Here is a 24,051-nt window from a genome sequence, read left to right on the forward strand (position 1 = left end):
GAATCCATCCTCTGTATCTCGCACGCCGATCCTGTCAGTTCTTAAGGATTTCAACAGAGCCGCGCGGCGGGGGTCTTCCGTTGAGTCGTCAGTCGTTGATAGCCTCGTCAATCCTGTTAGTAAGCTTGGGTGCGGCGAGTTTCGGGATGAAGCCGTCTCGTATTTCCCATCGGTGTTCGATATTCCACTTCTCATCAACCTGATTGGGGAACTGCCGAGCGAAGGCTGCTGTTTCGAATGTCTCTGCTAGTGAGTATTGCTCGATTCCCTTCTGCTCGCCACTTTCCAGGTTCTTCACGTAGAGGCTCCAACGAATACCATCTGCTGCGATTCCTACGAGGTATTTAACATTGAGATCACGCTTATACTTCACTAACGCATTCTCGGAGAGGTACTCCTGCAGTTCTTTCTCAGCAATATTTTCGCTGTCCGATGACCCGCTGAGGTTACCAAAACGTTTGGCTTCGACGATACAGACACATGCCTTGTGAACACCTTCGATGCGGAAATCCGGGCGGCTTCGTTCATCTGGCACTAGCTCGGCTGGTTGTGCAGTGATTTCGTCAGGGTCGTATCCTAATGCGTGAAGCGTGGGCAGGATTAAGTTCTTCTCGGTGAATAACTCCGCTTTCTGTCCAACAATACCGCTTCGAAGGTCTTTATAATCTTTCTGCAGTATTTCTCGCACGGTAGCAATTTCCCCGCGATCGTCGAACTCATCGATAAATCCCTCAATGGCATTGAGAACTGCTTGTGCATGAAACTCCTCGGCATCAAGAACTCGGTCCATCGTAATTTTTCTATAAATCTGTAAAATCCAGTCCTAAATAAACCCTCACCTCACACTGCTACACGAGCCAGAATTCGTCAGAATGCGATCCAGAGAACACAGATAGCTAAAAGATCTGAAGCCCAGTACGACTGTAGCTGATTGATAAAACGTTGCGTCATGGTATCACTTCTCGGCTCTTGAAATACCCCATCGCGCACGGGACGGAAGTAATACCAGTACTTAACATGGTCCGCGAGAACTGAAGCCCCCATCCAAACCACGGTTGATCCCAGAAACGCAATCCACACTGGAATTCCTTGTAATTGTAAAAACAGGATCCCCACGATGATTGGCAACGAACGTTTCCACTGCATCATCTCCCGAAGCATCGTAGAGCAGTAACTCCATTTGAATGAAGGGGGGTTCTCTGGACCCGTTGTCGGAGTGAATGGTCCATCGTTCAGACGCTGTTTTACCCTTCTTTTTCTCTTCATTTTCTTTATATCCGCCTCAGTCATCTCTGTAGGCGAAAACTTCCTGAATGCTCCTGCAACCCAAATCCAGAACTCATCTTGCTTTCTTCTCGATCGATTCAATGCGCGTTCACTCCACCAGTCGAAATACTCACTATTCGAGTAATGTTCAACGAGTAGAATCCCGAGCCCTAAAAGGAGACAAAGGACTGAGAACATAACTACATCACCGATTAGTGTCGCCGAATAATCTATCCGATCTACTGCGCGAGTTACCAGGTAGAAAATCACGGAAAGTGACCCGGAAATCAGAATCGGATTCGTAACCGATAGGCGTTGTTCTGCAAGTTCTCTCCTTTTCGAATTCACTGCGTTGTGGCGAATATGAGCGATAATTAACAGAAGGGCGCAAAGGGCAACGACAGGCCAATTTGACACGCCATCGAAAAAGGCTAACGCGATACCGACCACTGCGAGTAGTCGTTGTTCACGCCCGAGACGGATTTTTTGGCTCTGTTTCCATTCAATTTCTTCTGTTGTCATAACGGTTGGTTACTGGTGGTATAGGTTTTGAATTCTAAAAATCCGGCAATTCACCAAGTAACTCGTCTGTTGATGGAAGTTTGAATCCAACGTTACCTCTTACACTCTCGATTATCTCTTTATACAGGACCTCAGGTTCTATCTCTGAAATCAGGGAATCCGGAATTTCGTACGTTTCAATAGCCGTGTCCCTAAATTCGGCGACAACATCTTCTACATGCTGTCTGAAATTCGCTGGTTTGAGCTCTCCGTGTTGGTCTAGAACTTGTAACGTTGTTGTGCCCGCCCACACAAGGTACGAGGCGACTTCGTCCACTGATGAACGTAAAGTAGCAGGGACGACGTCTCGGATGAGGTAGTGGATTTCGCTAAGAGTAATGCGGTAAAGTGATCGGTTGAGACCTCGCAAATGATAAAGGTATTGGTTATTGAGAAACCGTGTTCCTCGCCAGGCGATTTTGTAATTGAGTGGTGTGGTAAACAAGAAGCATTCTAGAATGAAAATGCAGCTGGCAGAGAAGAAATCTCGATAGGTGTCTTCTTGGATTTCTTCTATGTCCTCTACTTCCTCATGCTCGTTTGAGAGTGTCTTTGAGACATGAACAAGGTTGTTCCCTGCAATAATGATTGAGACAATAGATGAGAGTTGACCTGCGAGAGTCGCAGCCCGTGCAGTTTTCCCATGTCCAATATCGATCTCCATCTCGTCCTCAAATACTTCTGTGATCTTTCTGACCCCGTGTAAGTGGTCAGCACTAAATGAGAAAGTTTCAGGGTCAAACTCTTCGTCTTCACTAAAACTGATGGTGCCATCCGTTATCGGATCAAACGGTGCTAGCTCGTTAGCTATGTTGACTGCGGCTTGGTGACGATCTGAGTGGTCTCGCAGCCCGGACTGGATTCGGTGGATTGCGAGGTTTTTCCTAGCGGACTGTACTTCTGGCATTGTTAACATTCTATTTTCTCTAACAATATGGGTGTTACCATGGAAACAGTGTTTCCAGGATGCTGTACATCGCGTTTTTTAACTTAATACCAATCAAGTACAGAGTATGGATCGCCGAACATTCATTAAACAAGGAGTGAGTCTCTTAGGACTGCTCTTTTTAGGCGATGGCGATCCTGTAGACCATGCGGATTCACAGTCTGCGCTTGAAGATTTGGCAAAGATCATCGACGCTACGGACTTGACCGATCCTGAAGAGACGTTCACTCTCCCGAATGAGTTCCCTGAACGATTGAAAAGAGCAGAGGACGGTCTGACAAGCCAAACAACAAAGAACGATCGCCAAATCGCTTCCCTCAAGCACTCTGTGCGTGGAATGCTTTCTGTGATCCCCGGTGTAGCAAGTCCACCAACCCAACCGAAAATCGAGAGAGAAATCGACGCAATAGAAGCGGCGATTACCTACTATGAAACCGTTGAGAGCCTTTTTAACAGAGGTGCTGATCTCCATATCGACTTGAATGATGTAGAGATCGCTATTGCTGATGATAGTGACCTTCCCAATTTAGTAGCAGATGAGGACTTGGACGAACTCCACTCACAGTTATCCTCGATAGAAGAAACCACTACCACCCTAAATACAGATAATAAGCTCCTTGTCCGACTACTCCCCGATGTAGAATCCGTTGTCACTGATGCTCAAACGCTCACCAGTTTCTATGAGGCCTACGCTGAACTTCAACGGAAATACATCGAGGCCAGTGAGCGAATTTCAGAGGGTGCATTGTACTGGGAAAATAGAGAAGCAGATACCGCGAAAGAGCACTTCAATGCCGCAGTTGCTAGAACGGAAACGAGCATTCCTGAAGAGATTCGACGTCCACCGTTAAACGATGGAGCTCTTTCCCCTGCGACATACTCCAATATTCTTGAGAAGTACCATTCCGGTGCGGCAAAGATGAGTGATGCGTGCGATGGATTGGAGGATGAACCTCCAGTCACCAAATTCGGTAACGGATTAGATCAAATCATAACGGCGCGTGAAGCGTTCGGAAATAGAGAGTAACTAAGCCCCTGTATACTGGAGTAACCGCCAGTTTCGGATAAACCCTCACCTACCGTTCGATTGGTTTAATCGGGGTGGTGTCCGCGGCGACCGAGAACAGTAATGTCCTTGAAATAAATCGGCCGGTGCGGGAACTCGTCGTCCTGAGAGGGGGCAGGGCCGAACTTGATTGTCCCTTCAATGTACACCTCGTCTTTTCCTTTGCTTTTGAAAAGACGGAGGTCGTCTTCTTCCTCCTCAAACGCTTCAGCGGAAGGACCGCACTCCGGGTGGAATACCTCTGAGAACGTCCATTCCTCCTTGGTTTGCGTGTAATCATCTCTGACCACTGCAACCCCGCGAGCTCGTTCACCGTCTTTGATTGCTAGTTCGTTCCGGTGTTCTTCGTCCTGAGCAAACGACAATGCTTGAAGTTCTTCTTGATCCTGAATAGGTGATTTCGTACAATCAATGAGATCTCGACCGCACTGAAACCGGGTCATCGGGACACCAGCATCAACCTCCGAAAGGATGTCTCGAAGTTCATTCCGTGAGACTTCCGAGATGTGATTCTCGGGGTCCGGTGCACGCATTTCCTCGGTTACAACAATCGGGTCTTCCCATGCCTCCCCTTGCTGGTTAAACACATCTCCTTCAGTGCTGGGGCTGTCGAAGATGTTAACTCCCGAAGTTGGCGGAGTCGTCAGGCTGAACAGCACGGTGTCGTTCACGCCGATCAAATAGACGATCGTGTCGTAGATACCTTGGACGACTTGACGAGGGTCAAGCGCTTCCCCCGGTGGGTGAAAGAGATCGAGGGTGGTCGTCCCGAACCCGCTCACCGTGCCGTGAGTGACGGTTTCAATCGTCTCAACATCTGACGCGCTTCCAGCTACGGCAGGTTCCCCGTCCTTCATTCCACGCTCATGCGTGAACTCCCATCCTGTTACTCCGTGGTCACTGTCCACCCCGACGAGAATCCTTAGAAGGTCTGACTCAGGCTTGTAGTCTGATTGCAGCGTTCGAATATCATCTACGAGTACACGAATCTGTTCGGGGGTCATCCGCTCAAGCTGCTCAGCCGCAGCAAACAAATCGTCACGAGTTGCTTCATCTATCTCGTCGTAAATACTCATTTGATGGGGATTTCGCTTACAGTCACGTAAACTTCCGTATTGTTGGTTCCACGAGTCAAGCACGAAGTTCTATTTGTCTCCCTCTGCTTTGACCACGTCATGAAGCTTGAGCGAGATACTGTGTACGAGCATAAGTCGGAAGGGGCGGTGCTCGTCGTCGGGATACATCACGTTTTCTCCGAGTACGACACCGCAGAGCAAGATGGTGAATTATCTTCGCGGGTTGTCCAGTACACTGATGAGTGGGATGATTACGGCCCAATGCCGTCAAGCACCAGAACTGCCCCAATCGATGACTTCGCCGATTTAATTGGTGAACCTGTTGAAACGGTCGAATTCGAGAGGCCAGAGTAGGCGAAGTGGCGGATTGCTACTCTCTGCTGGTTTCAGACATTCAGGGTAGAAATCCGACTGTTTATGAGATCAAATAACTTGTCTTATGAATAAGAATGCCACCCATCCCCGAGAGTATCCCTGAGTCTGATCAGGAACTCATTCAAGAGTTATTGGACCAGAAACCACCAGAGTTCACAGATCTAACACTCACTCAATACGAAGCGTTCGAAAATGGGGCTCTCGACGAAGGCAATCACCTCCTCATTGCGGAAACAGGGAATGGGAAGACGTTCGTCGCAGAGGCGGTGACAAAGAAAGCACTGCAAGACGGAAAGAAGGTAGCCTACCTTGTTCCGTCTGTTGCGCTTGTCGGTGAGAAACACGCTACGGTGTCTGCGTGGACTCCGAAAAGCGTCACCGTGAACAAAGGCCGCGGGTACAAGGAAGCGGACGTAGTCGTAGCGACATTCGAATCGTTCTTCGAAGCCGTCGTTCGAGGGTACGCAGACCGATTTGACACCGTGATCCTCGACGACTTCCACGAAATCTACAGCTCGCAACGAGGCCCGAACATTGAGAAGGGAATTAGCGCGGCGCTGGATGCCGAAATGGAGATTCTCGGGATCTCAGCGACCGTTGGAAACCCTCACACGATCGCACGGTGGCTGGATGCCGAGCTTACAATTAGCAGTGAAGAACGGGCGGTACCAATCAAAGAAATCCCGATTGAAAAGGGAGATGAAGAGTACGCTCTACAAATCGCGCGCATCATTCGAGACAACCGAGACAAAGGCCCATTCCTAGTGTTTAACGACACGACCCGTAACGCGGAGGCTCGTGCACGCGGGGTCGCGGACGAACTCACCTTCGACACTGGTGAGGATGTCAACTTCCGCGCAAAAGTCGAAGAAGCGGTTAAAACCGAACTCACGGACACTCATGAAAACCTCATTGAACTCCTGAACAACGGCGTCGCGTACCATCACTCAAAGTTGGAACGCGGCGTGAAAGACCTCATCGAGGAATACACCGAGAAGGGCGTCATCAAGTGCGTGTTCTGCACAACCACCCTGAGTTACGGGTTTGACTCTCCCGTCCAGTCAGTTATCGTGGCCGACCTGAGACGAAACTGGGAGGGCGGGTTCATCGGTGTCTACGAGTACGTTCAATGGATCGGAAGGGCTGGCCGCGACGCTGACGAGTACGACCAAGCGTACGCGTTCCTGATGTACAATGACGAGAACGCGTTCGAGGAATTCCAATTCGACACGCGTGTTGAAGAGAAAGACATTGAAGACGTCGCTTCTCACCTGTCCGGGCAAATCGCCCTTCGCTGGTTAGTGCTTGAACTCGTCAACTACGGGTGGGAAACCGATGTTGAAGTCACGGAATTCGTCCAGTCAACACTCTTCTGGTCAGAAAGCGTCGAACAAGTCCCGCAATACATACGTGACGACCTCGCTGAACAACCAGGTGCAGACGTCGAAGCAGAGATCCAGAAGACGCTCACATGGCTCACGAACCACGGGTTACTACACAAACCGATCGGGCAGCCGCAGAGCGAGCAGACACGATACACAGCGACCGATCTTGGGTCCGCGTTAGTTGAATACGAGCATAGCAACTGGTTCGATAACAGCGTCGAGCGGGTTCTCGAACTGACCGAGTGGTTGAACGAACAAGAATCTGACCTCACTCCCGAGAAGTTGGTCCAACGCTTCGCTGAGGAATACTACCACTGCGACGAAGTCGTGACGATCGACGATGAGGGTGGGCTCAACGAAAAAATGGACCTGCACAACTTGTCCGGAACCGAGGGTTCAACCGCGGTTCTTATCTGCTGGTTCTGGTGCGCAGGCGTTCCAATCACTGACATCGAGGACTACTTGGGCGGTGACGACATGTCGAGCCTCGTCAACACGGCGTCGAATCTCAGCATAGCAGTCAAAAGCGCCAGGCTACTCTACGAGCCGTTCGAGATGCCGGAAGAACCGGAGTGGCTAGAGATGTTCGCAGCGCAAGTCGCCGAAGGCGTCCCTGGACCGGACATGTACCTCATTAGCAACGTGGACTACTTCGGCCGAGCGATCTACAACAACTTGCGAGACCAGTTGAACCGAACGGGCGGGAGAGATGCGTCCTGGGACCCGGGAACTGAACACTTCGTGATTGAGAGACTGTCGAAACTCCTTGCAGACAGCGGCGAAGATCTGTTCGTAGATACGGTCAGATCTACACACCGTATCGGGGATGCCATCAGTCAGAACCTTCTCAAGAGCGTTCTGGAGTGGGACCCGGAATCTGACGAACGCATCGAAGTCCCGTTTGCCGAGTCCGCTCTAGAGCGGCCTGGTTCTGACGGTCTTACCCGGTATCACGAGTTGATTGACGATGAAGAATCCGAAAATTCCAGTAGTGAGGGTGAGATTCAATCTGGAGCGGGGTCGCAGCCAACAACACTCAACGATTTTAATTAGATAGCACCAATAACTGTCTCCAACAAGGTGACAAGGTACTAATTTCCAGGTCACATGTTCTCCCCTACTTCTGGGGGTTCGCTTCAAGAGATTTGTGACATGAACAGCAAACCGTCATCAAATTCGACAATCTGTGTGCTATCTCCGGGTCGTCAAAAGTCCGAAACGGCCTGACATGGTGAACATGCAAATCATGACCATAGACTTCATAGTGTTCTGATTCAGTCATCCCGCAATTCCGGCATTCATAACCATCCTTCTCTTTTGCTTTCTCTCGTGCATCTGGCCACATGGAGCCATAATACGTGCCCGAATAGTCGCCATCGGTTGAGTAAGTCCGACGAGGGATTCCAAGATTGTCCATCCAACGGCGGACCGTGTTTGCGCTCACGGAGAGTTGAGTAGCGATATTAACAGGATCGCGTTTATACTCATGATACTGCATGTGAAGCCAATCCGGATTGATGTGGGGTGCGGTTTCCAGGATGGATCTTCTACCGCGTGGACGGCGTTCGATTCCGTAGTAATCCATCCAACTTCCCACGACACTCGCACTACGACCGAGTTCATCACCAATGTCGCTTAGTGTCCGCTCTCCTGCCCAGTATTCTTGGACAAACCAATACTTGCTTTTTGGTGGCTCCTCCATTTCCTCTCTTAAATTAGAATAAGATTCAATACCATGTTTGACTAGCCACTTGACGATAACCCCGGTTGGTTGGCCAACACTGTTTGCGATTTGAAAAACAGATTGATCCCTCTCACAGTATCGTTCTCGAAGCCAATCTGGATTTTCATAAGAGTCAGGAAACGAGTCGTCATCTACTCGTTCTAGATTACTAATACCTTCACCGAAATTTGATAGGCTAATCTGATGGGGCACTATACGACACCTACTCTGGTTTGAAGTAAGCTCCAGTTTAGAATAAACCCTCGTCAGGAGAAGAACGCGAGCTACAAATTCAGAGAGTAGCACCCAGAGAAATTTGTCGTTCGTCACACGACATAACTCGTGCACGTTTTGTGTCGTTCGTAACTGAACACGCGGTGTCCCCCGGCTCCAAGACGTCCGCCGAAACGAGCTCGTCGACGGCGTCTGTCGCCGCGGTCGATACCGATCTGGACCCCTGTCCCGCTTCGGTGTTGACGTCGGTCATCTGTTGGAAGTGGTACGGTCGTTCACGGGTCAAGGTCGAGTTCGTCGATACAGGGGAAGTCCTCTGCCGAGGGGACTTCGCCTTCGGGCCACAGCGGCTCCAGGTCGGCGTCCGGCGGGTAGTGGAGATTGTCGTCGCCGTCCCATCCCCACCCTTCGTCTTCGAGCATCGACCGCGCCGCTTCGACGTCACCGCTCGGGTCGGGATGCTCGTACAGCATGTCCTCCGGGGGGAACCGCGGGTGGTTTTCGGAGATGTACGTCGGGAACATGTCGGGGTCGACACGGCCGTCGAACGCCGTGTTGACCAGCTGCTCGCGGTTGATCGACGCCCCGATGGCCTTCCTGAATTCGGTGAATTTACCCGGTGCGGTATGACAGATGTACTGGAGATTGTACGCAGTGTGCGTCCCCGTGAACTCCGCTTCCGCGTCCTCGATCTCATCGTTCACCCGGGACGCGTTCGGCGGCGAAATCTCGACTGCGACGTGTGCTTCGCCGGCCTGTAACGCGTTGATCATCGACTCCTCGTTCCGGTACGCTTCGAAGGTCACCGGCTGTGCGACCTCGTATTCCGGATGACCGTCGTGCGGTTCCGTGACCACGCGTTGGCCCTGTTCGATCGAGGTGACCTCGAGGGGCCCCGACGAGGCGATCGGCATCTCAAACGTCGCATCGCCGGGATTTTCGATAGCGCCGGCTTCTTCGAACGTCTCCTGATGGAGAATCCCCCACCGCATCAGCGACGTCTCGGCGAACGGGATGTACGGTTCGCTGAACAGGAACCGCACCGTCTGATCGTCGACGACCTCGATTTCGTCGTACGGGACCGGGGCCGCACCGGGGTACGCGCCCGCGTCTCCCCCACGGAGGACCTGCTCGAAAGTGAACTTCACGTCCTGGGCGGTCACCGGATCCCCGTTCGTGAAGACCGCGTCGTCGAACAGTTCCACCACGACCTCCTCGCCACTTACGACGTCGACCGATCCAAGGAGCTCGACCACCTCGAAGTCCTCGTCGTACTTGTGGACCGGCGAGTGGATCATGTGTTGCCACATCGCTTCGGGCATCGAGGCGGTGTGGGTCATCCAGTTCGTCGTCTCCGTCGCGATCGGGTCGATCCCGACGATCAGTTCGTCGCCCTCGGTCAGTTCTGATTTGAAGAGCCACTCTGCGTTTGAGCGTGCGAGCCCGGCGTTTCCTATTCCCTCGACGTCGACCATATCGGTCCGCCACGCGCCGATGTTCGCCACCGGACAGAGGTTGTCTATCGCACAGTCTTCGGACATGTAGGCGATCGTCTCGTTCAACCCCTCCGTGCGCTCGTCCTCCGAATCGGCTTCGGTCTGTTCGATGAGAAGCCGCGTGTACTCGCAGTCGACGTAGTTCGACGTGTTGCTCTTGCCGTTCGCGCCCGCCCAGTCGAGCCGCATGTTGTTCAAAAGCTCTTGTGGATCGAGCCTGTCCGACGCCGGAACCCACCACGTGAACGAGATGTTGTTGTCTCGGTTCTCGTCGTTCGCCTGTTGGCCCGTCTGCGTCCCGAGGTCTTTCGGGACCACTTCGACCTCCATGCCGAGGGACTCAATTCCCTCACTGATCGTCGGAGCCATCTGCTCTTGGGTGGTGGTGAACCCGCCGTAGTCCGACCAGTACTCCATCTGGATCGTCGAGACGCGCTCGCCGAGATCCTCCGACGAGGCACCTGAGCTCCCGCCGTCACCGCCGCCGCCGAGACCGCCACAGCCGGCGAGCCCGACCGTCGCTGCGCCGCCGAGCCCCTGGAGAAGGGTGCGTCGATCGATCGATTCCGCGATCGAATCCTTCGGTTTCGATTCGTCACTCGCGTCGGTCTGCTTGGTGTGAGCAGCCATACCACGACACTATCGCATATATTTATAAATTTATCGGTGAAAACCACTAGAAGTCGGAGGGTTATGAATAATAATGGTATTTAAATAAACTTCGAGGAGCCGCCGCTAGTCGATGTCCAACGGGAGGGCGCGTCGGACCGGACCGCTGTCCTCCAACGGGTCGTTTACGTCTCGAGTCTGATCCGCGGGTCGATCACGCCGTAGACGAGGTCAACGACGAAGTTCGAGAGGATGACGAACGTCGCCACCACGAAGAACACGAACTGCACTGTCGGGTAATCGCGCGCCAGAACCGCCTCGACGAGGGTGAAGCCGATCCCCGGCCAGTTGAACACGGTCTCGATGAGCACGAGCCCACCGAGGGCGCGCGCGAGAGAGACGGGGTAGATGGTGATAACGGGGATACTGGCGTGTTTGGCGATGTGGCGGAGCCGCGTCCGCGTCGGAAGACCGGTGAGCCGGTAGTACTCGGTGAAATCCTTGTCCATCACTTCGACGACGCTGTTCCGCATGATGAGCGTCGGGATGAACAGATACCGGCAGACGACGGCCGCGAACGGTAGGACGTAGTGAGCCGCGAAGTCACGCGTCAGGTACGGCTCCCACCAGGCGAGCCCCTCCGTGGATCCGGACGAGAGCATGCCCGAGGTCGGGAACAGGTCCAACCAGACCGCGAACACGACGACGAGGATGATCGCGGTGAAGAACGCCGGCGACGACCCGACGCCGATGACCGGGATCGTCCCGAACCGTTCGAACGCGCTCCCGCGGTCGCTGCCCGCTATCGTCCCGATCAGCGCCCCGAGCAGATACGTGAACGTCATCGCCGGCGCGACGAGGATAAACGTGTTGAAGATCCGGATCTTGGTGAACTCCCAGACGTCGACCCGGTACACGGGTGACTCCCCGAGGTTCCCCTGCGCGAGGTTCGCCAAGTAGTGGTAGTACTGGACGTATATCGGCTCGTCGAGGTGCCACTGATCGCGGATCGCCTGAAGCGTCTCCTCGTTCGCCCCCGAGGTCGCCATCTGTGAGGTGAAATCACCCGGCATCGACCTGAACAGCACGAAGAGCGCCGTCATGACGAGCACCAGCATGAACAGCGTCTGAACCGAACGGACGGCGACGTACCGTCGCAGGGACGACATCAGCGGTCACCTCCGGATCCGCCGCGTCCGGTGTCGATCTCGGTCGCTACGAGTGACCGTTCTCTGCCCCCTGCTCCCATCGACTCGCTCTGTGTCGGTCTCATTGTCACTCCACCCGTGCGGTCGTTCCAGCCGAGCTGTCCTCGCCTCCGCGTTCGATGCCGCTCCCGTCCTCACTCACGGTCACACCGTCTGTACCGTCCACGTGATGATGACACGCGACGCGCCATCCGGGTTCGGGTTCGACCGCCGGCGGCGTGGTCTCACAGACGCTCCCGAATCGATCGCGCAGGTTTTCCATGGCCAGTTCGGGCTCGCCATCCGCTACCAACGTGAGCGCCGCGCGAACCGTCGACTCGTTTTTCCCGGTGAGCGTGTGATCGAAGTACTCGCGCTGGATCGCGTCGACGAGGGACGTGCGATCGTGCTCCTCGACGATGTTCTGAATCCGATCGATCCCGGCGTCGTCGCGCTCCAAGAGCTCTCGAAACGCCATGATCTCCCGGTAGGCCCCCTGTTCGATGTCGACGTCGTCCGGCGGGATCACCGACGGGCACCTATCACGGAACCGGCAGCCCTCGCCGATGTCGATCGGCTCGCGCGGCGCGCCGGACATCTCGGTTCGGTCTCGGTCGTGCGTCGGATCGGGGATTGGAATCGCCGAAACGAGCGCCTCCGTGTACGGATGTTTCGGGTCCTCGAGGATCTCTTTCGTCCGTGCCGATTCGACGAACCGACCGAGGTACATCACTTTGACCGTCTCGGCGATGTACGAGACCGTGGATAAGTCGTGAGAGATATAGATCATCGACACGTCGAAGTCGTTGATCAGGTCCTTCATCTTCGTCAACACGGCGGCCTGCGTGGAGACGTCGAGCATCGAGACCGGTTCGTCGGCCAAAATGACGTCCGGATCGAGAACCAGCGCGCGACCGATGGCGACGCGTTGTTTCTCCCCGCCGCTCAGGTTCATCGGCTTCCTGTCGAGATACTTCTCCGCTGGCTGGAGTTCGACCTGCTCAAGCACGTCTCTCACCCGCTTTTCCTTGTCGCCGATACCGTGGATGTTCAGCGGCTCGGCCAGCGATTCTCGGACCGTCATCTTCGGGTTGAGGCAATTAAATGGGTCCTGAAAGATCACCTGTACGTTCCGGCGGTACTGTTTCCAATCGGCGTCGGTGAACTCGGAAACCGGCGTCCCCCTGTAGACGATCTCTCCCGCGGACGGGTCGTGGAGGCCGATGAGGGTGCGCAACAGCGTCGACTTTCCGCAGCCGCTCTCACCGATCACGGCGACCGATTCGTTCTCTTCGAGCGTCATCGTGACGCCGTCGACCGCCTGTATCTGTGACGGCTCCCGACGCATGACCACGTCGAGGATGTTGGAGTTCCCCTCGAAGTACTTTTTGAGGTCGCGGATCTCGAGGACAGGCTGGTTCGCGCTCACGGTCAGTCCACCTCCCCCATCTGCGAGATCGCCTGTCCGCCCCCGCCCTCCGTCCTAGAGGAGGCCTCCGAGCGGTACAGCTCGTACGCCTCGTCGCTTCGAACGCACGCGGCGACGTGGCTCGCGTCACCGTCGACCGGCTCGCTCGGGGGAGCGCCCTCGCGGCACTCCGGAGCGGCCCACGGGCAGCGATCCGCGAAGCTACAGAAGTCGACCTCACCCATCAGCTCCGGGGGGTGACCCTCGATCACCTCCAGGTCGCGTTTCGGTTCCCGGATGTCGGGGAACGCCTCTTTGAACATGAAGGCGTACGGGTGACGCGGATTCGCGTGGACCGCTTCCGTCGCCCCACGTTCGGCGATCTGGCTCGCGTGCATGATCGCGACGCTGTCGCACGACTCGAATATCACGCTGATGTCGTGCGTGATCAGAAGCAGGCTCACGTCCAACTCCTCTTTCAAGCGATCGAGGTGTTTGAAGATCTGGTCCTGCATGATCACGTCGAGGGCCGTCGTGGGCTCGTCCGCGATGACGAGTTCGGGATCGAGGAACAACGCGAGCGCGATGATCGCCCGCTGTTGCATCCCGCCGGAGAACTGGTGCGGGTAGTCGTCTATCCGGCTCTCTTGGAGGCCGACGATGTCGAAGGTCTCTTTGAGCTTCTCTCGGAGCTCCTCGTCCGTGAGGTCCGTGTGAACGTGCCCGATCTCGAGCGCCTGTTCGCTGACCCGCTGAAGCGGATCGAGGCTGCTCATCGCGCCCTGTGGGATCCACGAAATGTCCTTCCAGCGGATCCGTTCGCTGAGCTCGCTGTCCGAGAGGTTCTGAATCTCCTCGCCGCGGTATCGTATCTCCCCTGACGTGATCTGCCCGTTGTCGTCGAGCCCGCCGACGATCGCCTTCGCGAGGGTGCTCTTGCCGGAACCCGACTCGCCGGCGAGCCCGAAAAACTCACCGTCCTCGATGGTAAACGACGCGTTCGACGTGGCCGTCAACATGCCCTCGTTCGTCTCGTACTGTACCGTGAGTCCGTCGACTTCGAGTAGTGGATCGCTCATGTTAGGCTGCGATTGCGTTGTTTTGTGACTCCCCGTCATCCTGTTCGATCCCGCGTCCGAACATGAACGTCGAGAGCACCGTGATCGCGATCAGCAGTCCCGGCGGAGCCGACCACCACCAAGCGGTCGCCATGTAGCCGGAGTTGAACGCGTTCCGAATCATCACACCCCAGGAGGGGATGAAGGGGTCAGCGACGCCGAGAAACGTCAGGCTCGCTTGAAGCATGATCGCGTACCCGACACCCAGAGAGAGGAAAAACACCGCCATCGGTGCCACGTTCGGAAGGATGTGTTTGAAGATGATGTGTGGGGTGCTGGCGCCGCTGGCCTTCGCGACCTGAACGAACGGGTACTGCTTGACGGTCAGTGTCTGGGCTCGGATGACGCGGGCCGCCCCGCGCCAGAGGATCAACCCGATCACCATGATCGAGGGAATAAAGCCGACCCCGAGGAACGTGATGAGGACGATGCCGAACGGGATCAGCGGGACGCCGTACACGAAGTCAGTGAACCGCATCAGCGCGGTCTCGGTCCGTCCGCCAACGTAGCCCGCGGTCACGCCGATCGCCGTTCCGATCGACAGGATCATGCTGCCACCGATGATTCCGGTGAGGACGGTCGGACGAGCACCGACGAGCAGCCGGCTGAGGACGTCGTAGCCGTTAAACGTCGTACCGAGCGGATGCGCGAGCGACGGTCCCTCCGCACGCAGCATTTGTCCCGACTGGTCGTAGTGTATCTGCTCGATACCGTAGGGAGCGATCATGGGCCCGAACACGCCCATCAACAACACCGTGAGGAGGACACCGAAGTAGAACGCGGTCATTCGATCGCGTATCATCCCGCGGAGCCCTCCCCAGAGGTTTCTGACGAAGTAGTGCTTCTTGAGTGAGTTTAATTGATCTTGATCAGATATTACGCGTGACACCCTGTTGTCTGCCACTCTTTTGGCGATATCCATCAACAATCCGCGCGAATCCGCCGGATAAAAGCGTTTTGATTAAACAACCTAAAATATTCCAGCAGACACCCAAAGAGACCCCTACCCACGGATACTGTCACGTACGGAGTGGGGATCCGCCGGACGACACATTCGAGAGGGACGTACCGGGATCTTTCGCCCGTCTGTCGTCGGGTCCGTATCGGTCCCCATCGACGATCCGTCGACCCGAAGCGAACACCACAAACTGGCGAGATCACGATACACATAATGCGGCAAAATATCGCGACGACGTTCGATATAAACCACGAAACGTGACAGATAGTGTCGTGTTGCACCAAGAGCCCCTTGCGGTTGTCGCCGACGATCTGCGAAGCGGACGCATCGACCTGGAGACGTATCTCGACGAGCTCGAGGACCGCACAGCGACCGTCGAGCCCGAGATCGAGTCGCTCGTCGAGGAACCGGCGCGGTGGGACCGTCTCCGATCGGAGGCGACTGCGCTCGCCGAGCGGTATCCGGACCCGGCCGAACGTCCGCCGCTGTACGGGGTTCCGGTGGGGGTGAAAGATATCTTTCACGTCGACGGGCTGTCGACGCGAGCGGGATCGGACTTCTCGCCGGAGGCGCTCGCCGGCGACGAGGCGGCGTCGGTCACGGCCCTTCGAGAGGCCGGAGCGCTCGTGTTGGGAAAGACGGTGACCACCGAGTTCGCGCACATGTCTCCGGGGCCGACCCGGAATCCGCACGACACGTCGCGAACGCCCGGCGGATCGAGCAGCGGGTCGGCGGCGGCCGTCGCCGCGGGGCTCTGTCCGGTCGCGTTCGGAACCCAGACGATCGGGTCGGTGATCCGCCCCGCAGCGTTCTGTGGAATCGTCGGGTACAAACCGAGTTTCGGGCGGATCCCGACGGACGGCGTCATCCCCCTCTCGGAGTCGGTCGACCACGTCGGGCTCTTCACGCAGGACACGGCCGGGCTGTCGCTGTGTGCGCCGCTGCTCTGTGACTCGTGGCGGACGCTGCCCGCGCCGGCGGAGACGCCCGCTATCGGCGTCCCGGACGGCACGTACCTCGAACAGGCCTCCGACGTCGCACTCGACGCCTTCGAAGACCACGTGAGCCGCCTGACCGCCGCCGGATACGACGTGAACCGCGTTGACGCGCTGTCCGATATCGGGGCGATCAACGAGCGGCACCGCCGGCTCGTCGCCGCGGACGCGGCGGTCGCCCACGAGGACCGGTTTCGCGACCACGAATCGAAGTACGCCGACGAGACGCACGACCTGATCGCGGAGGGCCTCGACGCGACGATGGAGACGGTCGCGGTGGGTCGGCGGAGCCGCGGCGAGGTCCGGGCGAGCCTGACCGACCTGCTGGACCGACACGAGCTCGACCTGTGGATCGCGCCGGCGGCTCCGGGGCCGGCGCCGGAGGGCATCGACAGTACCGGTGACCCGGTAATGAACCTACCGTGGACGCACGCCGGCCTCCCGACGGTGACCGTTCCCGCTGGTGAGACCGACGAGGGACTCCCGCTCGGGGTACAGTTCGCGGGGCGGTACCGCGCCGATGAGGACGTGATCCGCTGGAGTCACGGGATCGCCGACACGCTCGGATCTGCGTGACGCAGGGCCGGCGAGCGCCAGGCTGACATGAACTCCCGACACATTTTTCCAGGCTCTCACGGAAGCGCACTACGGCGCCGGGCGCGGTTCCGAGACCTCCCTATCGGCGGTCCGTCGCGGTCAGAAACGCCGCGTTCGCGACGGTGTTGGCCGCCGTGAAACAGTCGTCCCAGCTCGTGTACTCCTCGGCCGTGTGGCTTTTTCCGCCTTCGCTGACCGCGAACACCATGGCCGTGTCACAGACGAGGTCCACGTGCGAGGCGTCGTGGTTTCCGCCGCTGATGAGCCGCATGCTCTCGTAGCCGAACTCGTCGGCGACGTGCTGGACCGTCTCGACACAGCCGTCGTCGAACTCGACGCCCGCGGTCCGGGCCGTCTCCTCGACGGCGCAGTCGATCCCTTCGCGGCTCGCCGCGGATTCGGCCTCCGCCCGCACCTGGTCGACGGCTTCGTCGAGCACGTCGTCGGAGGGATCGCGAATGTCCCACGTGACGGTGGCGGTCTCGGGAATGATGTTGATCGAGTCCGGCTCAACGCCGATCGATCCCACGGTTCCGACCGTGCGGTCGCCGAGACGTCCCGGGATCCGTCGGATCGACGTGAGGAGGTCCGCGGCGGCTACCCCGGCGTCGTACCGCATGTGCATCGGGGTACTCCCCGCGTGATTCGCTTCGCCCGTGAACGTCACTTCTCCCCACGAGAGCCCGACGACGCCGGTGACGACGCCGACGTTGGCGTCGTTCGCGTCGAGATACGGCCCCTGTTCGATGTGAAGCTCGAAGTACGCCTCGTACACTTCCCTCGGCTCGGCCGGTGTGTCACCGCGGTAGCCGATCCGTTCGAGCTCGTCGACGAGGCGTACGCCGTCACGATCGGTTCGCTGGTACTCGGTCTCGATGTCGAACACTCCGGACCAGACGCCGCTCCCCTGGAGGCCTGGCTGGAAACGGGTGCCCTCCTCGTTGGTCCAGTTGACGATCTCGATCGGTCGTCGGGTCTCGACGTCGTCGTCTTCAAGCGTGCGAAGCAGTTCGAGCGCGGCGACGACACCCAACTGGCCGTCGTAGATGCCGCCGTTCGGCTGTGAGTCGAGGTGTGAGCCGATCAGTACGGGCGCGGCCTCGGGGTCCGTTCCGGGGCGACGACCGAAGATGTTCCCGAACGCGTCGATTCGAACGGATAACCCGAGCGCCGCTAACTGGTCGACGAACCAGTCACGGGCGGCTTTGTCTTCGTCCGAGAGCGCCAAGCGGTGGAGTCCGCCGTCGTCAGTTCCGCCGATCCTCGCCTGCGTTTCCATCGTGTCCACGAGGCGATGTTTATTTAGTGTAACTGTCACCAGAAGTCCTCAATACAGACATCACTAATAACACTATCGGCCATTATTATGTATGAACGTTCAATTTATCGTGTCCCGACTGTCGATACAGATCGGCGCAGCGCGGTGTTCGGCCAACCGGAACGCGACAGGCACCGACTAGATCGATATTAGAGTTCGACAGACGTATTCGGGATATTATTGTACAAATATCCACTATTATTCTAATATATAGCCGCTATTAGGTACTAGAAGACATATAATTCGGTATATGAGAACACATAAGTAGCCAGTATATGTTGCGAGCGTATGGTTAACACAGCAACACAAGACGGGTCCGGGACGCGGACGAGCGTCTCGCGGTCGCTGGATGTGATCGACGAACTGGTCCGAGAAGAGCGCCTCGGCGTCACCGAGCTCGCGTCGCGACTCGATCTTTCGAAAAGCACCGTCCACGCTTACCTTAAGACGCTCGAACAGGCCGGGTACGTCGTCCGTGCCGGGAACAAATACAGACTCGCCTACGCGCTGTCGCTGCTCGGAGAGTCGGTCCGGAATCAGAGTCGTCTGTTTCGGATCGCTCGCGAGGAGATCGACGAACTCGCGGCCGATACCGGACTGTACGCTCATCTCACCGTCGAAGAGAACGGCAAGAGCGTCAATCTCTATCAGGCGAAAGGCGGAGACGTCGGCTGGTACGACTACCAGAGCCGTAAGGTCCAGCGCCCGGAACCGCTACACATCACCGCCACCGGCAAGGCGATCCTCGCCTCACTCTCGCGCTCGACCGCCGAGTCGATCGTCGACGCGCACGGTCTCCCGGAACGGACTCCCGAAACGATCACTGACAGGGAGTCGCTGTTCGACCAGTTGGAGACGATTCGCGAGCGGGGCTACGCGTACAACGACGAAGAGGAGGTCCTAGGGTTTCGGGCGGTGGGCGCACCCATCTCCGATCCGTACGGCGACGTGCTCGGCGCCGTGAGCATCTCGGGCCCGACGAGCATTCTCAACGGCGATCGATTCCACGAGGAGAGCACGTCGATCGTGACCAGAACGGCGAATTTGATCGAGGTGACGATCAATATGTCCGACGAGTTCACCACTGAATTAATGGATGACTGACACCTGTCGCGATCGTGGACCGCGTCGGCGTTCGTTCGGCTAATCCGAACGATGGTGGTCGCGGTTGCGGGCCGCTCAGCAGCGGGAGCAGCACGGTTGAGCGGTCGGGCCACCGACGATCTACTGAAAGATTCGTCGACATCACTTTTCACCCGACACCGACGCGATTTCGGGTCTCCCGACATGACTCGCACGTAGTCATTACACGCCTATGATTGTAATGGTCGTCGTCAACCACTCGCGTGACAACCGAACCGGCGAAGGTATCGTTTAGGCGGTCGAAACCTTCCATCTTCGCGATAGCGTTGACCGCGACCGCTTCACGGCATCACCGCCCGAACCGCAGTGAACTCGAATGGAAGTGATTCACGACTGAAAATTGGTTTAAAAAATTTTTCATTTTTAACTATTTACCAGATAAAATATATGCGTTTCAATCTATATATCGTTCCGAGACACGATCAATGTCATTCGGCTAATTTCCAATATTATCCCTAACACCTCGATTTTATACCTGTTTATTCATTTGTACCTAGTATAAACAACAATTGTTAACTTATTTTTTTTAATAATTTCCCTGAATACACTCATTGTTCGTCAGTTTCTACCGAGAGAACGGCTGAAAGTGATATTAACGTCGAAACAGACATGCGCTGAGTCCAGTTGATTCGTAAATCTAGGCGGCACGTTCGTCATCAATTATATGAAATAGTTTGGTATCAAGTAATACTAATTGTAATTATATATTGGCACATCTTTTCGGTGTGAAGCACCTTCACTATTGGACGACAGAAGATCGGCGATCGGCAACCGGCAATCCCGTGGTCGCGGGGACGTCTCCGGAAGTTGGACGCTCGTCGCAGTGAGACCGTGGTCACAGGACGACGACCGCGTCGACCACGACCAGCAGGACGAACCCGACGAGGAACGCCCCGGTCGCGGCGTCGGCGTGGCCGTGGCCGTGCGAGGAGGGGATCAGCTCCCGGAAGACAACCGCGAGCATCGCGCCCGCGGCGAATCCGGACGCGATCGGGAACAGCCCGGTGGCGACCGACACGAGCAGGAAGCCGAAGACCGAGGCGACGACCTGCGGGACGAGCCCGGAGAGCGTGGTGTACCAGAGCACCCGCAGGTTCGACATCCCGGTGTCCGCCATCGGCACCGCGAACGCGAAGCCGTCCGGCACGTTCTGGAGGCCGATCACCACCGCGAGCAGCAGCGCGACCTCCTCCAACCCGGACGCGAAGGCGACGCCGATCGCCAGCCCCTCCGGGGCGTTGTGGAGCGTGATCGCGCCGCCGATCAACAGCGCCTTCCGGAGGGTCACCTCGCGGGCGGCGGCCGCCTCCTCAGCCGCGTCAGCGGTGTCGGTGTCGTCGGTGGAAACGGCGTCGTCGAAGCCGTCTCCCGACGACCCGTCCCGGTCGGACACCGGCATCGACGCGGCGTCGTCGCTCGTCGCGCCCCCCTCAGGGACCCACTCGCGGTACTGCGCCTGGAGGTGGGGTATCGCGTAGTTCCCGGCGAGCAGCGCGCCGCCCCCGACGAGCACGCCCGCCATCACCGCCGCGAGCGTCCCCTCCTCCATGCCGGGCAGGATCAGTCCGAACACGCTGGCGGCGACCATCAGCCCCGCGGCGAGCCCCAGCGCGGCGTCGTAGACGCGGTGTGAAACGCGCGCGCCGACGAACACGGGGAGCGCGCCCAGCCCGGTCGCCAGCCCCGCGACGCTACTGACCGCGACCACTCCGGCGAGGTCGGTCATGGAGCGTGGTTTCACCCCCCGCTACATAAACGCGGCCGCCGCGGTCGTTTCCGCCGCCGCGTGGCGTTCCCAACGCCGCATGACGGTCCCCCGTGGCGTTCGATCCCGGCGCTCAGCGCGCGACCACGCGCCGGAGGTCGCGCCCGTACGCGAGGGCGGCGACCGCGAGCGTGACCACCGCGCCGATCGGAACCACCGTGAGCCAGCTCACCGTAGTGCCGACCCCGAACCGCGCCGCGAGCCCGACGGACACCCACAGGCTCGCGGCCGCCGCGAGCACGAGCAGCCCGCCGGTGACGCGGCGGTCCTCACGGCCGAGCGCGGCGCCGATCGCGGCGCTGCCCGCCGCCAGCAGGTGGAAGCCGATGGCGAGCGGCCACGCCCGGATCGACGGCGGAAGCGCGCCGTACGGCCGCGGCTGGTCGAGGAAGTCCCGCCACACCGGGTAGCCGCCGAGGGCGCCGCCCGACTCCGGACCTGCGTCGAGGAATCCCCAGAGGCTCACGACGGTGAGGTCGCCGCCCGCGGAGATGACGGCCATCGGGACCGCGAGGAGCGCGAGGACGAGGAGCGCCCCGGCGCGTGCGGTGCGCGCAGCGGGACGCTCTGCGGCGTCCGCCGAGCCGTCGTCGCGCTCGCGGTTCGGTCCCCGTGGCGGCCGCGTTGACATGCGCGGCTCTCGGGTCCGCGCCGGTAAGTATCGTCCGGGACCGGCCGCGGGACGCGGCGGGTCGTCGATCGGGGGGTCGCGGCGGTCGCGACGGCCGCGACGACCGCGACGACCGCGGTGGCGGTCGCCCAACTCCTGACAGACGCGCAACGCTCTTTGGGTCGGGGGGTGATCCTCCGGTATGCGAGTCACCGTCGTCGGCAGCGGGTACGTCGGAACCACCCTCGCGGCCTGCCTCGCGGACGCGGGCCACGACGTCACCGCCGTCGACATCGACCCGGACGTTGTCGCGGCGATAAACGACGGCCGCGCGGCGATCCACGAGCCCGGTCTCGACGACCTGTTGGCCGAGCACGCCGGCGACCGGCTCCGCGCGACGACCGAGTACGACGGCGTCCCGGACGCGGACGTGACGTTCCTCGCGATCGGCACCCCCTCGCGAGCGGACGGGAGCATCGACCTCGGGCCGCTCTCCGCGGCCGCCGAGATGACCGGCGAGGCGATCTCGACGGCGACCGAGACGGCGGAACCGACCGCCGCCGACCGTCACCTCGTCGTCGTGAAGAGCACGATCACGCCGCCGGGCGTCGGCGAGATCCGGGAGGCGCTCCTCGCGGGCGCCGGCGACGCGGCCGACCGCGTCGAGCTCGCGACCAATCCGGAGTTCCTCCGGGAGGGCACCGCAGTCGACGACTTCCGCCACCCGGACAAGCTCGTCTTCGGCACCGACTCCGACTGGGCCGTCGACCGGCTGGAGGCGCTCTACGAGCCGCTGCTCGTCGCGACCGACGCCGACGTCCCGGTCGTTCGGACCGACCCCGAGACCGCCGTGATGATCAAGTACGCGAACAACGCGTTCCTCGCCGCGAAGATCTCGCTGGCGAACGACCTCGGGAACGTCTGCAAGCGGTTCGGCATCGACGCCTACGAGGTGATGGACGCGGTCGGGCTCGACGACCGTATCGGGGCGCAGTTCCTCCGTTCGGGGGTGGGATGGGGCGGGAGTTGCTTCCCCAAAGACGTCGACGCCATCCGCTCAGCGGCCCGCGAGGCCGGCTACGAGCCCCCGATGCTCGAGGCCGCGGTCGCGGTGAACGACAGCCAGCCGGAGCGCATGCTCGAGCTCCTCGATTCCCACGTCGACGTCGCCGGCGAGCGCGTCGCCGTGCTCGGGCTCGCGTTCAAGCCCGGCACCGACGACATCCGGAACTCCCGTGCCATCCCGATTATCGAGGGGTTGCAGGCACGCGGCGCCGAGGTCGTGGGGTACGACCCGGTGGCGACCGACACCATGCGCGAGCGCTTCCCCGACGTCGCGTACGCGGACTCCGCGGCCGCCGCCCTCGACGACGCACGCGCGGCGCTCGTCGTCACGGACTGGGACGAGTTCGCGGCGCTCGGCGACGCCTTCGACGCCATGGCCGAACCGGTCGTGATCGACGGCCGCCGGGTAATCGAGCGGCGCGACGGCCTGACGTACGAGGGGCTCACCTGGTAGCGCCGGCGACCACTCCCGTTTGCAAACTCATGGCGGGTGGTTACTGTCCAGACACCACCGCCCTCAGTGAAGTCTGCCGTCGCCTTCGGTAATTGAAAATTCCGAAAGCATGAATAATACTACATAATTAATAGTACTGAATATCAACTGATGGTTTGGGATGAGTACTGACAGCCCCGGCCACGACGCTGAACAGCGCGGTCACGAGCACGACGAAGTCGAAGGGCCAGGGTATCCGACGCCGGCGGCGATGCGGACCGAGAGCGGCCGCGAAGAAACGGCGTACGTGATGGCGCCGCGAGTGGGGATGGAGAACGACGGCCCGGACCTGATCGGCGTCGTCGACCTCGACCCCGCGTCGGACACCTACAGCGAACTGATCGACGCGGTCGAGATGCCCAACAAAGGGGACGAGCTCCACCACTTCGGCTGGAACGCCTGTTCGTCTTCGTGTCACGCCGAGGGCCTCGCTCGACAGTATCTGGTCGTTCCGGGCCAACGGTCCTCACGCATTCACGTCATCGACGCCGAGGACCCCCGCGATCTCGAGATAGTGACGGTCATCGAACCGGAGGAGGTGTTCGAACACGACCTGTCCGCGCCGCACACGGTCCACTGCGTCCCCGGCGGGAAGATCGTCATCAGCATGCTCGGCGACGCGAACGGCGAGCTCCCCGGCGGGTTCCTCCAGTTAGA

Annotated in this window: 20 protein-coding genes; 7 read left to right on the plus strand and 13 right to left on the minus strand. The window is 58.7% G+C overall.

Annotation, left to right across the window (positions count from 1 at the left end; translation table 11 throughout):
- Positions 1-88: 88 nt before the first annotated feature.
- The 3 genes from U4E84_RS09295 to U4E84_RS09305 all read right to left on the minus strand — a co-directional run bounded on the left by U4E84_RS09295 (position 89) and on the right by U4E84_RS09305 (position 2,734).
- On the minus strand, positions 89-790 hold the full coding sequence (locus U4E84_RS09295; RefSeq protein WP_322531816.1) for a hypothetical protein: 702 nt from the start codon (positions 788-790) through the stop codon (positions 89-91).
- 77 nt (positions 791-867) lie between these two features.
- Complete coding sequence (locus U4E84_RS09300) at positions 868-1,788, minus strand: hypothetical protein (RefSeq protein ID WP_322531817.1); 921 nt, start codon at positions 1,786-1,788, stop codon at positions 868-870.
- Between the two features lie 34 nt (positions 1,789-1,822).
- Positions 1,823-2,734 carry a hypothetical protein gene (locus U4E84_RS09305; RefSeq protein WP_322531818.1) on the minus strand — a complete coding sequence of 304 codons (912 nt, stop codon included), beginning with the start codon at positions 2,732-2,734 and terminating at the stop codon, positions 1,823-1,825.
- Between the two features lie 106 nt (positions 2,735-2,840).
- On the opposite strand from U4E84_RS09305, the gene U4E84_RS09310 reads away from it, so the two are divergent.
- Entirely contained in the window at positions 2,841-3,800 is a 960-nt protein-coding gene (locus U4E84_RS09310; RefSeq protein WP_322531819.1) for a hypothetical protein, read from the plus strand.
- Between the two features lie 65 nt (positions 3,801-3,865).
- Here the strand turns inward: U4E84_RS09310 and U4E84_RS09315 are convergent, their stop codons facing one another.
- A complete protein-coding gene (locus tag U4E84_RS09315) occupies positions 3,866-4,915 on the minus strand; it encodes a hypothetical protein (RefSeq protein ID WP_322531820.1) in 1,050 nt (349 codons plus the stop codon).
- A gap of 99 nt (positions 4,916-5,014) precedes the next feature.
- Here U4E84_RS09315 and U4E84_RS09320 point away from each other — a divergent pair, with 99 nt between their 5' ends.
- Both U4E84_RS09320 and U4E84_RS09325 read left to right on the plus strand, forming a co-directional pair.
- Entirely contained in the window at positions 5,015-5,269 is a 255-nt protein-coding gene (locus U4E84_RS09320) for a hypothetical protein (protein WP_322531821.1), read from the plus strand.
- Positions 5,270-5,364: 95 nt separating this feature from the next.
- Positions 5,365-7,728 (plus strand): DEAD/DEAH box helicase, encoded by a 2,364-nt coding sequence (locus U4E84_RS09325; RefSeq protein ID WP_322531822.1) that lies wholly within the window; start codon positions 5,365-5,367, stop codon positions 7,726-7,728.
- A 64-nt stretch (positions 7,729-7,792) separates the two neighbouring features.
- Here the strand turns inward: U4E84_RS09325 and U4E84_RS09330 are convergent, their stop codons facing one another.
- The 6 genes from U4E84_RS09330 to U4E84_RS09355 all read right to left on the minus strand — a co-directional run bounded on the left by U4E84_RS09330 (position 7,793) and on the right by U4E84_RS09355 (position 15,252).
- Positions 7,793-8,611: an HNH endonuclease gene (locus U4E84_RS09330; RefSeq protein ID WP_322531823.1), complete on the minus strand. Its 819-nt coding sequence runs from the start codon at positions 8,609-8,611 to the stop codon at positions 7,793-7,795.
- Positions 8,612-8,907: 296 nt separating this feature from the next.
- A complete protein-coding gene (locus U4E84_RS09335; protein ID WP_322531824.1) occupies positions 8,908-10,758 on the minus strand; it encodes an ABC transporter substrate-binding protein in 1,851 nt (616 codons plus the stop codon).
- A gap of 164 nt (positions 10,759-10,922) precedes the next feature.
- The gene (locus tag U4E84_RS09340) at positions 10,923-11,906 is read right to left on the minus strand and encodes an ABC transporter permease (protein WP_322531825.1); all 984 of its coding nucleotides are present in this window, start codon (positions 11,904-11,906) and stop codon (positions 10,923-10,925) included.
- A gap of 106 nt (positions 11,907-12,012) precedes the next feature.
- On the minus strand, positions 12,013-13,353 hold the full coding sequence (locus U4E84_RS09345; protein ID WP_322531826.1) for an oligopeptide/dipeptide ABC transporter ATP-binding protein: 1,341 nt from the start codon (positions 13,351-13,353) through the stop codon (positions 12,013-12,015).
- A 2-nt stretch (positions 13,354-13,355) separates the two neighbouring features.
- Positions 13,356-14,411 carry an ABC transporter ATP-binding protein gene (locus tag U4E84_RS09350; RefSeq protein ID WP_322531827.1) on the minus strand — a complete coding sequence of 352 codons (1,056 nt, stop codon included), beginning with the start codon at positions 14,409-14,411 and terminating at the stop codon, positions 13,356-13,358.
- 1 nt (position 14,412) lies between these two features.
- Positions 14,413-15,252 carry an ABC transporter permease gene (locus U4E84_RS09355; RefSeq protein ID WP_322531828.1) on the minus strand — a complete coding sequence of 280 codons (840 nt, stop codon included), beginning with the start codon at positions 15,250-15,252 and terminating at the stop codon, positions 14,413-14,415.
- 428 nt (positions 15,253-15,680) lie between these two features.
- Between U4E84_RS09355 and U4E84_RS09360 the strand changes: the two genes are divergently transcribed.
- Positions 15,681-16,979, plus strand: coding sequence for an amidase (locus tag U4E84_RS09360; protein WP_322531829.1), 1,299 nt, complete (start codon positions 15,681-15,683; stop codon positions 16,977-16,979).
- Between the two features lie 100 nt (positions 16,980-17,079).
- On the opposite strand, the gene U4E84_RS09365 is transcribed toward U4E84_RS09360, so the two are convergent.
- Entirely contained in the window at positions 17,080-18,318 is a 1,239-nt protein-coding gene (locus tag U4E84_RS09365) for a Zn-dependent hydrolase (protein WP_322531830.1), read from the minus strand.
- Between the two features lie 288 nt (positions 18,319-18,606).
- Between U4E84_RS09365 and U4E84_RS09370 the strand changes: the two genes are divergently transcribed.
- Positions 18,607-19,422, plus strand: a complete 816-nt coding sequence (locus tag U4E84_RS09370; protein WP_322531831.1) for an IclR family transcriptional regulator — start codon at positions 18,607-18,609, stop codon at positions 19,420-19,422.
- Positions 19,423-20,296: 874 nt separating this feature from the next.
- On the opposite strand, the gene U4E84_RS09375 is transcribed toward U4E84_RS09370, so the two are convergent.
- Positions 20,297-21,187 carry a ZIP family metal transporter gene (locus U4E84_RS09375; protein WP_322531832.1) on the minus strand — a complete coding sequence of 297 codons (891 nt, stop codon included), beginning with the start codon at positions 21,185-21,187 and terminating at the stop codon, positions 20,297-20,299.
- Positions 21,188-21,299: 112 nt separating this feature from the next.
- Positions 21,300-21,857 (minus strand): TIGR04206 family protein, encoded by a 558-nt coding sequence (locus U4E84_RS09380; RefSeq protein ID WP_322531833.1) that lies wholly within the window; start codon positions 21,855-21,857, stop codon positions 21,300-21,302.
- 181 nt (positions 21,858-22,038) lie between these two features.
- Between U4E84_RS09380 and aglM the strand changes: the two genes are divergently transcribed.
- Both aglM and U4E84_RS09390 read left to right on the plus strand, forming a co-directional pair.
- The gene (gene aglM / locus U4E84_RS09385) at positions 22,039-23,355 is read left to right on the plus strand and encodes a UDP-glucose 6-dehydrogenase AglM (protein ID WP_322531834.1); all 1,317 of its coding nucleotides are present in this window, start codon (positions 22,039-22,041) and stop codon (positions 23,353-23,355) included.
- Positions 23,356-23,515: 160 nt separating this feature from the next.
- Positions 23,516-24,051 (plus strand): selenium-binding protein SBP56-related protein (locus tag U4E84_RS09390; protein ID WP_322531835.1); only part of this gene is annotated, 536 nt, incomplete at its 3' end.

The organism is Halorubrum sp. AD140 (genome assembly GCF_034497445.1).
Taxonomy (GTDB): Archaea; Halobacteriota; Halobacteria; order Halobacteriales; family Haloferacaceae; genus Halorubrum.